Origin of the sequence: Marilutibacter maris (assembly GCF_006546735.2) — a bacterium.
GTDB classification, from domain to species: Bacteria; Pseudomonadota; Gammaproteobacteria; order Xanthomonadales; family Xanthomonadaceae; genus Marilutibacter; species Marilutibacter maris.
The window spans coordinates 1-11,052 of sequence record NZ_VICD02000088.1; the positions used below are offsets into that span (position 1 = coordinate 1).

At 71.2% G+C, this 11,052-nt stretch carries 8 protein-coding genes and 1 pseudogene; 4 read left to right on the forward strand and 5 right to left on the reverse strand.

Going from position 1 to position 11,052, the window contains the following annotated elements; genetic code table 11:
• Both FKV24_RS06365 and FKV24_RS06370 read right to left on the reverse strand, forming a co-directional pair.
• A pseudogene (locus FKV24_RS06365) lies at positions 1 to 565 on the reverse strand (hypothetical protein); the annotation flags it as partial.
• A 336-nt stretch (positions 566 to 901) separates the two neighbouring features.
• Positions 902 to 1,819, reverse strand: coding sequence for a 5'-nucleotidase, lipoprotein e(P4) family (locus tag FKV24_RS06370; RefSeq protein ID WP_141481788.1), 918 nt, complete (start codon positions 1,817 to 1,819; stop codon positions 902 to 904).
• Between the two features lie 71 nt (positions 1,820 to 1,890).
• Here FKV24_RS06370 and FKV24_RS06375 point away from each other — a divergent pair, with 71 nt between their 5' ends.
• Complete coding sequence (locus FKV24_RS06375; protein WP_141481789.1) at positions 1,891 to 2,550, forward strand: YceH family protein; 660 nt, start codon at positions 1,891 to 1,893, stop codon at positions 2,548 to 2,550.
• 28 nt (positions 2,551 to 2,578) lie between these two features.
• Here FKV24_RS06375 and FKV24_RS06380 read toward each other — a convergent pair whose 3' ends face one another.
• Complete coding sequence (locus FKV24_RS06380; protein WP_141481790.1) at positions 2,579 to 4,576, reverse strand: UvrD-helicase domain-containing protein; 1,998 nt, start codon at positions 4,574 to 4,576, stop codon at positions 2,579 to 2,581.
• 167 nt (positions 4,577 to 4,743) lie between these two features.
• Here FKV24_RS06380 and FKV24_RS06385 point away from each other — a divergent pair, with 167 nt between their 5' ends.
• From FKV24_RS06385 to FKV24_RS06395, 3 genes are all read left to right on the forward strand, one after another.
• Positions 4,744 to 5,514 carry an SEL1-like repeat protein gene (locus FKV24_RS06385; protein ID WP_141481791.1) on the forward strand — a complete coding sequence of 257 codons (771 nt, stop codon included), beginning with the start codon at positions 4,744 to 4,746 and terminating at the stop codon, positions 5,512 to 5,514.
• 94 nt (positions 5,515 to 5,608) lie between these two features.
• A complete protein-coding gene (locus FKV24_RS06390; RefSeq protein WP_141481792.1) occupies positions 5,609 to 6,496 on the forward strand; it encodes a methylglyoxal synthase in 888 nt (295 codons plus the stop codon).
• Positions 6,497 to 6,527: 31 nt separating this feature from the next.
• Positions 6,528 to 7,151, forward strand: coding sequence for a thymidine kinase (locus tag FKV24_RS06395; protein ID WP_111265137.1), 624 nt, complete (start codon positions 6,528 to 6,530; stop codon positions 7,149 to 7,151).
• 129 nt (positions 7,152 to 7,280) lie between these two features.
• Here FKV24_RS06395 and FKV24_RS06400 read toward each other — a convergent pair whose 3' ends face one another.
• The gene (locus FKV24_RS06400; RefSeq protein ID WP_141481793.1) at positions 7,281 to 10,094 is read right to left on the reverse strand and encodes a serine/threonine-protein kinase; all 2,814 of its coding nucleotides are present in this window, start codon (positions 10,092 to 10,094) and stop codon (positions 7,281 to 7,283) included.
• A 110-nt stretch (positions 10,095 to 10,204) separates the two neighbouring features.
• Positions 10,205 to 10,786 (reverse strand): ECF-type sigma factor, encoded by a 582-nt coding sequence (locus tag FKV24_RS06405; RefSeq protein ID WP_111265135.1) that lies wholly within the window; start codon positions 10,784 to 10,786, stop codon positions 10,205 to 10,207.
• Between the last annotated feature and the right edge of the window lie 266 nt (positions 10,787 to 11,052).

Sequence of the window (11,052 nt, forward strand, 5' to 3'; positions counted from 1 at the left end):
GGGCCAGTGCCGGCTGCGCGCGCTTGCGATCGGCCAGCGGCGCGCGCTGGCCCCAACCGCTGATCGCCGCCGCCACCTGCACGTAGTGCTCGCGCTCGGCCTCGCTGTAGCCGGGCTCGCTGCCGATGAACTGGGTCGCGAACAGGCCCAACGCCGAGGCGGTGGCGCGCAGCTCGCGGTCGGCGCCGGCGAACTGGCGGTCGTAGCTGGCCATCAACTGCTTCTCCGCGTCCGGCGCCGCCAGCGCGGTGATCATCGCCGGGAACTGCTCGTCCAGCGGCAGTTCGGTGAGCGGCCAGATCGTGCGCCCCTCGCTCCAGGCCAGTTGCAGGCGCGCATGCAGCGCCGGCGGCACCGCGTGGCGAGCGTAGGCGACCAGATCGTCGCGGCGCAGGTCGTCGACCAGTTGCGCGACCGCCTCGGTCGGCCGCGTCGGCACCGCCTCGGCCTCATCGTCGCCCGGACCCGCCCGGCAGGCGGCCAGCACCAGCGCGAGCGCAGCGACGGCGGCCAGCCACCGGCTTCGATATGCCGGCCCCGGCACGGCGGTTGGAATTCCTGGCATGACGCAGCGCTCCCCGATCGCTGGCCGCATCTTGGCGTCCGGGCCACGCAGGTACAAGGCGGGTTCCTGCGACTGTCGTCACAACCCGCCACCCTGCCCCTGGAATGACCCGATCGGACAAGGCCGCCGCACCGCCGGCCGATCTGCAACGCGCGGGCAAAGAAAAAGGAGGCCGTGGCCTCCTTCAAATCCGGCACGAGTCCGGAGGACTAGCGAGTTGTGGCATGGCTCCGGCAGCGCCGGACGGGGATAAGCCTACCCGCCCGGCAATGCTGATGCAACACTTTAAATTGCACAATTCAAATAATTGAATTTATTGAATTATCTGAAATTCAATCAAGGCGCCATGTCGAGCGCGGCGCGCTTGCCGGCGCGGCGCACCTCGATCGGCTGGCTCCAGTCGTTGTTGAACGCGGCCGGCTCCCACGAACCGTAGGTCGGGTTCGGCAGCATCCACCAGCGCTCGCCGAACCAGTCGCCGTATTCCTCCATCAGCGCGTCGCGGCCGGCATCGGTGTTGTCGACCACTTCGACGAAGTCGCCGAGCTGGTCGCCGAACTGCATCAGCACCCGGTACTGGCGGCCGGCCAGCTGACGACGGCAGGCCTTCTCGCTGCCGTTCTGTTCGCAGCCCTCGACGAAGGTGCCCAGGCCGAGGAATACCTCGTCGTTGGCGACCGGCATGCCGACCGTGCGCAGGTTGGCCAGGGTCGCTTCCTGCAGGTGTTCGGCGCGATTGGACAGATACAGGATGGTCACGCCCTTGGCCGCCGCCGCCGTGGCGAAGTCGAGCACGCCCGGGACCGGCTTGGCCTTCTTCTCGGCGACCCAGGCCGCCCAGCTGACCTCGTCGTAGGCCTGACCGTCGCGGATCAGGCGCGCCTGGTAGGGCGAGTTGTCGAGCACGGTCTCGTCGACGTCCATGATCACCGCCGGCTTGAGCGAGCCGTCGAGGCCGGCGGTGCCGGCGCGCTCGGACGGCACCAGCGCGTCCCAGTGGGCCTCGGACAAGGCCTTGTCCAGATGGTCGGCGGCGGCCTTGTAGGTCTGCTCGGTCAGCGCGCCGTACTCGGAGGAGGTCTGCACCCACAGCACCGCATTGAGGTTGTCGTCGGCGGGCACCTCGGCGGCCGGCGTCGCCGCGGAGCGCTGCGGCTCGGCCTCGTGCTCGGGCGCGGTGAAGGACACCGGCTTGCAGGCGCCGAGCGCGAGAACCGACACGGCAAGCAGGGACAGGACGGGAATACGGCGCATCTGGCGATCCGGCTTGAACGGGGCGGCGAGTATATCGGAGGCTAGGGTTCCTCCCCATGACAGGACCCCGGATGGATACCCCGCTGCCACGGCTTTCCGCGCATCAGGCCCGCGTGCTCGGCTGCCTGATCGAAAAGGAGGCGACCACGCCCGACGTGTATCCGCTCACGGTCAACGCGGCCCAGGCCGCCGCCAACCAGAAGACCGCGCGCGAGCCGGTGATGCACCTGGATCCGGGCGAGGTGCAGCATGCGCTGCGCCAGCTCGAACAGGCCGGCCTGGCCAAGCAGCATTTCTCCTCGCGCGCGGAACGCTACGCGCATCTGGCCGACGCGGCGCTGGGCCTGGTCCGTCCACAGGTGGTCCTGCTCGGCCTGCTCCTGCTGCGCGGCCAGCAGACCGCCCACGAGCTGCTGGCGCGCAGCGAGCGCATGAGCCGGTTCGAGGACATCGACGACGTGCGCCATCACCTCGAACGCCTCGCCCAGCGCAGCCCGCCCCTGGTGACACAGCTGCCGCGCGGCGGCGGTCAGCGCGAGGACCGCTATGCGCACCTGCTGTGCGGGCCGGTGAGCGTCGAGGCCACGGCCGCCACCCGCGACGACGACGCTCCGGTGCGCGATCGGGCCGACGAAACCGCGCTGGAGGCGCGGGTGGCGGCGCTGGAAGCCGAAGTGGCCGAGCTCAGGACCCGGCTGCAATCGCTGCTGCCGCCCGAGCCCGCGCCGTAGGAAACACGAGGGGCGCCGCGGCTGCGGCTCAGCCTTCCTCCAGCAGCGCGCGGATCGCCGCCAGGCCGGCCTGGGCGCGCTCCTGCTTGCGCGCCGCGTCGGCCTCGGGATCGGCGCCGTCGCGCTGGATCTCCGCCGCCGGCAGCTCATCGAAGAAGCGGCTGGGCTGCAGGCGGATGCGGTCGCCCCAGCGCTGGGTCTCGCGGCAGTGCGACAGCCACAGCTGCTGCTTGGCGCGGGTGATGCCGACGTACAGCAGCCGGCGCTCCTCCTCCAGGCTGCCCTCCTCGACCGCGACCTCGTGCGGCAGGGTGCCGTCGTCCATGCCGACGATGAACACGTAGCGGAACTCCAAACCCTTGGCCGCGTGCAGGCTCATCAGCCGGACCTGGTTGCCGGGCTCGCCCTTGTCCGCGTGCGACAGCAGCGCCAGCTGCGCGGCCAGCTCGCCGGGGCCGCTGCCCTTGCCGCCCTCGAACCAGTCGGCCAGCTCCTCCAGATTGGCCTTGCGGCGCTGGAACGAGGCCTCGTCCTTGCACTGTGCGCGGATCGAGGCCAGCAGGCCGCTCTTCTCGACCAGCACCCGCACCAGCTCGGCCGGGGCCAGCCGCTGGGCGTCGCCACGCAGCGAGCGGACGATGCCGACGAAACCGTCCAGTGCGTTGCCGGCGCGCGGCGCCAGTTGCTTGAGCACGCCGACCGACTCGGCCGCGCGCGACATCGGCATGTGCGCCTTCCGCGCCATCTCGGCCAGCTTGGCCAGGGTGGTCGCGCCGACCTCGCGGCGCGGCGCCTGCACCGCGCGCAGGAACGCCGCGTCGTCGTCGGGATTGGCGACCAGGCGCAGCCACGCCAGCGCGTCCTTGACCTCGCCGCGCTCCAGGAAGGCGGTGCCGCCGGTCAGGTGATAGGGCACCTTCAACAGTTGCAGCGCCTTCTCCAGCGCGCGGCTCTGGTGGTTGCTGCGGAACAGGATGCAGAACTCGCCCCACTCCACCCGCTTGGCGGTGGCGACGAAATGGATCTCGGCGGCAACCTTCTCGGCCTCGTGGGCGCCGTCCTTGCACTCCCAGATGCGGATGCGCTCGCCGTCGGCGTTCTCGCTCCACAGCGTCTTCAGGTGCTCGTGCGGGTTGTGCGCGATCAGCGCGTTGGCCGCGCGCAGGACCCGGTTCGAGCAGCGGTAGTTCTGTTCGAGCTTGATCACCCGCAACGCCGGATAGTCGACGCCCAGCGAGAGCAGGTTGTCCGGATTGGCGCCGCGCCAGGCGTAGATCGACTGGTCGTCGTCGCCCACGCAGGTGAACAGGCCGCGCGGGCCGGCGATCGCCTTCAACAGCCGGTACTGGGCGTCGTTGGTGTCCTGGCACTCGTCGACCAGCAGGTAGCCGATCCGCTCGCGCCAGCCCAGCCGCGCGTCCTCGTCGTTCTCCAGCAACTCGACCGGCAGCCGGATCAGGTCGTCGAAGTCGACCGCGTTGAAGGTGCTCAGCCGCGCCTGGTAGCGCGCGTACAGCTGCGCCGCCTCGACCTCGCGCTGCGAGCGCGCGACCGCCAGCGCCTGTTCCGGCGACAGGCCGGCGTTCTTGGCGCGGGAGATCAGGTTGCGGGCGTTGTCGAGCGCTTCGTTCTTGACGGCCGTGGACTTGCCGTCCATCGGCAGCAGGTCCTTGATCTGGGCGGCGCTGTCGTCGGAGTCGAACACGCTGAAGCCGCGCCGCAGGCCCAGCTTGGCGTGGTCGATCTGCAGCATCTTCAGGCCCAGCGCGTGGAAGGTGCAGACGGTCAGGCCCTCGGCGGCGTCGCCGCGGATGCGCTTGCCGACGCGCTCCTTCATCTCCTTCGCCGACTTGTTGGTGAAGGTGATCGCGGCGATGCGCCGCGCCGGCATCCGTCCGGACGCGATCAGGTGGGCGATCTTCTCGACGATCACCCGGGTCTTGCCGCTGCCCGCGCCGGCGAGCACGAGCAGGGGACCGTCGGTGTGCTCGACGGCGGCGCGTTGGGGGGGGTTGAGGCCGTGCATGCGGGGGTTCCTGGTGCGGGCGACAGTGTAGCGGAGCCATCGCGGGCAGGCCCGATCACCGACGCGGCGGATTGGCCCCGACCGGCCGCGGACAATCGGTCCGCAGCGCGCGTTTGGCCAGGCGTATCGTGAAAAACGTTCCACCACACCGACGGAGGAGCAGACTCATGAACCGTCCCCACAGACTCGCGCCCCTGCTCGTGCCGGCGTTGCTCGCCGGCCTGCTCGCCGCGCTTCCGGCCCTGGCCGACGACCCGTCCACGCAGCGGCTGCCGCTGACCGACGCCGGCTTCATGGAAATCGATGCGATGCTGGTCTCCGCGCGCGGCCGGCCCAACGAGGAGGCGCGGCTGCGCGGCCTCAAGCACTACGTCGACGACCGCCCGGAACAAGCGCTGTATCAGTTCGAGCGTGCCGCCGGCTACGCCGACAAGTTCTCCCAGCACTACCTCAGCCTGATGCATTGGCACGGCGTCGGCACACCCGTCGATCGCGTCCGCGCCTACATCTGGAGCGATCTCGCCGCCGAGCGCGGCAATCCGCGGTTGCTGGCGATCCGGGAAAAGATGTGGGCGGCCCTGTCGGCGGCCGAGCAGACACAGGTGCTTGCGCAGGGGCCGGACGCCTACACGCGCTACGGCGACACCGTCGCGATGCCGCGCGCGGAGGCCGAGATGCGCCGGTTCGCCCGCGGCATGACCGGCAGCCGGGTCGGCTACCGCAATCAGAGGCTGGAAACCGGTGGCGGCCCGGCAAACCTCCTTTTCGACGCCGACACCGGCAACAACGCGGCCGCCTACGCGACCTCGGTCGCCGGCTCGCCCGACGAACTCTACGGCCAGGAAGGCGGCCTGACGCGGCTCGCCCGCTACTGGCGGGAGCAGGACCGCCTGCTTGAGGGCGACGTCCGGGTCGGACCGGTTTCCAAGTCCGACTGACCGCCATCCCGGCGTTGTCGCATCGTCCTGCCGGCCGGCATAGACTGGCGCCTCCTATTGCAGCGCAACATCCCGTTGCCGGGAGGAAACGCCGATGCGCATCGGCCTGGCCGCCAACCGCCTGCACCACGCCAGCGAGGACGCGGCGCTGTTCCGCTGGCTGCGCGCCTGCGAACCCGGCATCCGCGAACTGCAGCTGGGCCTGCACGCGGTCGGTCGCACCCACGACGCGATCGCCGCGGCGGGCATGCTCGCCGGCTACCGCGGTCTGCATCGCTATCCCTACGGCCGCGACGGCGGGCTGATGAAGCTGGTCGCCGAGGTCGTCGGCCTGGAAGACGACGGCCAGGTGCGCGAACTGGACGGCGCGATCTACCTGATCGACCCGGTCGACCCGTCCTCGACCTTCCCCGAGGCGGTCGCGCTCAAGCGCCAGTGCGTGATCCACGGCAAGCCGTTCGTGTCGACGGTGGCGTCGGCGCGCGCCTGGATCGAACAGGAACGGATACTGGCCGGCTTCGCCGCCGACCCCGGCGCCGACCGCCTGTTCGAGCACCGCGACCAGACCCTGGCCCTGATCGCCCACGATGCGATGAAGCCGGCGATGCTGGCGTTCGCCGCGACCCATTTCGACCTGTTGTCCGGCTTCGCCCAGCGGATCGGCACCGGCACCACCGGCGAACGCCTGAACGAACTGGCCTGGAGCCGCGGCTGGCCGGCCGGCACGCCGTGGGTGCAGCGCTACCAGAGCGGCCCGCTCGGCGGCGACGCGCAGATCGCCGACCGGGTGCTGGAGCGGCGCTGCCAGCGGGTAGTGTTCTTCGAGGACCCGCACGTCGCCCGCCAGCACGAGGCCGACATCCAGTTGCTGGAGCGCGCGGTCACCACGGTCACCGACGACGCGGTCTGCGCGACTTCGCCGGCGATGGCCACGCGCTGGATGGCGGCGGTGGCGAAGCGGCAGGCGGCGCGCGGCGACTGACAACCTCCGCCCCCGCGCCTACACTTTCGCGATGGCGAAGCTGTACTTCTACTATTCGGCGATGAACGCCGGCAAGACCACCACCCTGCTGCAGTCGGCGCACAACTACCGCGAGCGCGGCATGCGGGTGGCGATCCTGACCCCGCGCCTGGACGACCGCGCCGGCAGCGGCCAGGTCGCGTCGCGGATCGGCCTGCAGGCGACCGCGACCGCGTTCGCCCAGGACGACGACCTGCAGCGGCTGGTCGAGCGCGACATCGCCGAACACGGCAAGCTCAACTGCGTGCTGGTCGACGAGGCGCAGTTCCTGAGCAAATCGCAGGTCTGGCAGCTGAGCGAGGTGGTCGACGCGCTCGGCATCCCGGTGCTGTGCTACGGCCTGCGCACCGATTTCCGCGGCGAGCTGTTCGAGGGCAGCCAGCACCTGCTGGCCTGGGCCGACGAGCTGAGCGAGATCAAGACCATCTGCCATACCGGCAGCAAGGCGACGATGGTGGTGCGGGTCGACGCCCAGGGCCGCGCCGTGCACGAGGGCCCGCAGGTCGAGATCGGCGGCAACGACCGCTACGTGTCGGTCTCGCGCGCCGAGTACAAGCGGGTGATGCGCGGCGAGGGCCGGATCGAACCGGTGCAACCGCCACTGCCGCTGGGTTGAGCCGCCGGACCGCAATGCCGGATCCGGTCACCCCGGCGCGCGACGCCGAACCCTGAGAGCCTGTTCAAGGTCCACGGCGGTAGCCCGCGCCGGGGCTGCAGGCATGCCCTGCTGCGCGGCCGCTGGCCTTCATTCGCTCAGACACTGCAGTTCGATCGCGGCGACCTCGCGCCGCAGCGCGCTGCCGTCGGGCTGCTCGGCCTCCAGCGTCGTCGCCAGGCGCCGCAATGCGTCCCGGCCCGCGGCCTCCTGGCCGATGCTGCAACGCGCGGCGGCGGCCTCGGCGGCCGCCTGCCAGGCAATCGCACGCAGGCGATGGTGGCGACGGGGATCGCCATCGCCGGCGAGTTCGTCGAGCCGGGCCAGGGCCTGGACGTCGCCGGCCTGCGCCCGCAACCGCAGTGCCGCCAGCTCGATCCGCAGGGTCTGCGCATGGCCGTCGCCGAGACTGCGGCGTGCCAGCGCGAGCGCCTGTTGCAGGCGGGCCTGTCCGGTCACCGGATCGCCCAGCGCGATCTCGACCTCGCCCAGGGTCGGCTCGATCAGTTCGTTGCCGGCGCCGGCGGCCTCGGGCAGCGATTCGCGCAGCTGCAGGGCCTCGACCAGCAGCGGCCGCGCCTCGCGGTCCCGCCCGGCCTGGTGCAGGACCTCGGCCAGGGCGAACAGTGCGTCGATGACCGGACCGGGCGCGCGCGCGCCGCGCGCGATCCGCAATGCCTCGTGCAGCTCGCCCAGGGCGGCGGCCAGATCGTTGCGCTCCCAGGCGATCCGGCCCAACCGGATATCGTCGGCCACCAGCTCCGGGTGATCGGGACCGAGCCGCGCCAGGCGCAGCCGATGGACCTCGCGCAGCTGCTCGTCGGCAGCGGCGAAACGGCTGGTGTCGAAGTCCAGGCCGGCCAGTTGCCCGCGCACCGCCAGGGTCGTCTCGTGGCCGGGGCCGTGCACGTCGAGCGCGGTCTGCAGCGACTGCTGCAGTATCCGCCGCGCCGGATCGAAGCGGCCCAGCGAGGCTTCCAGCGCGGCGCGCTCGCGGCCGATCTCGATGCTCAGGGCATGGCGTGCGCCGACCCGCTCCCGCAGTTGCCGACCGGCATCCTCGTAGGCGGCCAGGGCGCCGCGCACGTCGCCGTCCTCGGCCAGCAGCCCGGCCAGGTCCATCTGGTTCTCGATCGCCCCGATCCGGTCGCCCTCGATCCCGCGCCGCAACGCCAGCGCGCGCTCGAACAGCTGGCGCGCGCTCTGGCGCTCGCCGACCGCGCGCCGGCAACGCCCCAGCTGGGTATGGAAATCGGCGGCCTGCGGCGGCAACCGCGACTGCTCGCGACGCGCCAGCGCCAGCGCCGGCTGCATCAGCGCGATGCAGCCCTGCGGGTCGCCCAGCAGGCGCAGCACCCGGCCGCGCTGGTTCAGCGACTCCAACTGCAGGCTGTTGGGAATGTCCGGGGTCAGCGCGATGATCGCGGCCTGCTGGTCGAGCAGCGTCCGCGCCTGCTCGAAGTCGCCGAGCCCGGCCCGCAGGCGCGCGACCACGCCCAGCAACTCGGCGCGCGCGCGCGGCTCGCGCGCCAGTTGCAGGTTGCCGCGCGCGACGGCGTCGTCGAGCAACTGGTCCAGGTCCATCGGCTCGCCGAGCCGGCGGCCGCCGACGTTCTCGAACAGGCCGACCATGAAGTCCTGCAGCGCCTGCGCGCGCGCCGCCTCGGCGACCGACTGGCGCGCCTGCCAGGCGATCATCGCCAATGCCGTGGTCAGCACCGCCGCGACCAGGATCGCCGAACCCAGCGCCCAGCGATGGCGGGCGACGAACTTGCGCAGCCGGTAGCCGATGCCCTGCGGCCGCGCCTGCACCGGCCGCCCGGCCTGGAAGCGGGCGACGTCCTGGGACAATGCCTCGACCGACGGATAGCGCTGCGCGGGCCGCTTGGCCATCGTCCTGAGCACGATGTTGTCGAGGTCGCCGGCCAGCAGCCGGCTGCGTCGCCGCTGCTGGCGGCGATCGGCCTGACCGGCGGTATCGCGCAGCACGCTGGCCGACGGCCGCACCGGGTCGGCGGTGAGGATCGCCTCCTCCCATTCGGCATCGGAATGACGCTTGAGCCGGTATGGCTTGTGGTCGGTCAGCAGCTCGTACAGGACCACGCCCAGCGAGTAGACGTCGGTCATCGTGGTCACCGGCTCGCCGCGGATCTGCTCCGGCGCCGCGTAGTGCAGGGTGAACGCGCGCATGCCGGTGCCGGTCTGCTCCGGCGCCTGGGCCTGGCTGTCGAGCAGCTTGGCGATACCGAAGTCGAGCAGGCGCACCTCGCCGGCCGGGGTCACCAGGATGTTCGAGGGCTTCAGGTCGCGGTGGACAATCAGGTTCGCATGCGCGTGGCTGACCGCGTCGCAGACCTGGCGGAACATCCGCAGCCGCCGGTCCAGCGGCATCCGGTTGTCGCGGCAGTAGTCGGTGATCGGGGTGCCGTCGACGTACTCCAGCGCCAGGTAGGGCAGGCCGTCGGCGCTGATGCCGGCATCGAGCAGGCGGGCGATGTTGGGATGGGCGAGGCGGGCCAGGATCTCGCGTTCCCGGGTGAAGCGCAGGCGCAGGTCGTGGCTGGTCAGGCCCGGGCGCAACAGCTTCAGCGCGACCCGCCGCTGGTACAGCCCATCGGCGCGCGAGGCCAGCCAGACCTGGCCCATGCCACCCTCGCCGAGCAGGCTCTCCAGCCGGTACGGACCGACCTCGCTGCCGACGTCGACGCCGCTGGGCGGCATCACCAGCGGTTCGGACAGGAAGTCGCCGTTGGCCTCCTCCAGCGCGATCAACGACTCCAGCTCGGCCGCCAGCGCTTCGTCCTCCCGGCGCAACTCCTCCAGTCGGCGGACGCGCGCGGGAGGCTCCAGCTCGAGCAGGGCGTCGAGCAGCGGGGACAGGCGTTGCCAGCGTTCGGCGTCCATGGATTCAGTCAACCATAGCCACAGCGTGAGCCGCCAAGGGGTGCGACCGATGTCCGATCACGGCCCGCGCCGCTCCTGGAGGACATGCCCGGTACGGGCACCGATCGCGCTCAGTCCTCTTTCAGGGACGCCAGCAGGAACAGCCGCGCCTTCTGCCAGTCGCGGCGGATGCTGCGCTCGGAACGCTCGAGCAGACCGGCGATCTCCAGTTCCGACAGGCCGCCGAAATAACGCAGTTCGACCACCTGGGCCAGGCGCTTGTCGACATCGGCCAGACGGGTCAGCGCGGTGTCCAGGCCAAGCGTGTCCTCGTCCAGGCGCAGCCCGCCTTCCAGGTCCTCCGGCAGATCGGTGACCCGGTGCAGGTCGCCGCCGCGCTTCTGCGCCAGACGCTGACGCGCGTAGTCGACGACCACGCTGCGCATCGCCGAGGCGGCATAGGCGAAGAAGTGGGCGCGGTCGTCGAACTGTGCCTCGCGGCGGCCGACCAGCTTCAGATAGGCCTCGTGGACCAGCGCGGTCGCGTCCAGGGTATGGCCGTGCTGGCCGGCGAGCTGGCGCCGCGCCATCGTGTGGAGTTCCTGATAGAGCGTCGCCAGCACCGAGTCCAACGCACCGCGATCGCCGGCGCGCGCGGCCCCCAGCAGCTGCGTGATGTCGGCGCTCTGCACCGATGCGTCCCCAGTCTCCATGGCCGCGACTATAACGCGTTCGCGCCGTTTCGCACGCCCCTGCGCGCCGCGATCCGGTCGCCCCATGAAAGCCCCATCGCGGCTGACGCCGCTCCTACGTCAGGTCTCATGGCGCCCCAGCCCCCTGAGTCAGGGGGCGATTCGCATCGCAGATGCGAATGGGGGTGTGGAAGCGCAACGGCGGGGCCCAAGATTTGCGAAGCAAATTTTGGGAGATATCCGGGCGCGGCCGGATATCGTTCCCCCCTGAGTCAGGGGGCGATTCG

What these genes read in the sequence shown, in the direction of transcription:
- FKV24_RS06405 (WP_111265135.1), bottom strand. Translation starts at nt 10,786, where the DNA reads ATGGAGACTGGGGACGCATCGGTGCAGAGCGCCGACATCACGCAGCTG.
- FKV24_RS06390 (WP_141481792.1), top strand. Translation starts at nt 5,609, where the DNA reads ATGCGCATCGGCCTGGCCGCCAACCGCCTGCACCACGCCAGCGAGGAC.
- FKV24_RS06395 (WP_111265137.1), top strand. Translation starts at nt 6,528, where the DNA reads ATGGCGAAGCTGTACTTCTACTATTCGGCGATGAACGCCGGCAAGACC.
- FKV24_RS06375 (WP_141481789.1), top strand. Translation starts at nt 1,891, where the DNA reads ATGGATACCCCGCTGCCACGGCTTTCCGCGCATCAGGCCCGCGTGCTC.
- FKV24_RS06380 (WP_141481790.1), bottom strand. Translation starts at nt 4,576, where the DNA reads ATGCACGGCCTCAACCCCCCCCAACGCGCCGCCGTCGAGCACACCGAC.
- FKV24_RS06385 (WP_141481791.1), top strand. Translation starts at nt 4,744, where the DNA reads ATGAACCGTCCCCACAGACTCGCGCCCCTGCTCGTGCCGGCGTTGCTC.
- FKV24_RS06400 (WP_141481793.1), bottom strand. Translation starts at nt 10,094, where the DNA reads ATGGACGCCGAACGCTGGCAACGCCTGTCCCCGCTGCTCGACGCCCTG.
- FKV24_RS06370 (WP_141481788.1), bottom strand. Translation starts at nt 1,819, where the DNA reads ATGCGCCGTATTCCCGTCCTGTCCCTGCTTGCCGTGTCGGTTCTCGCG.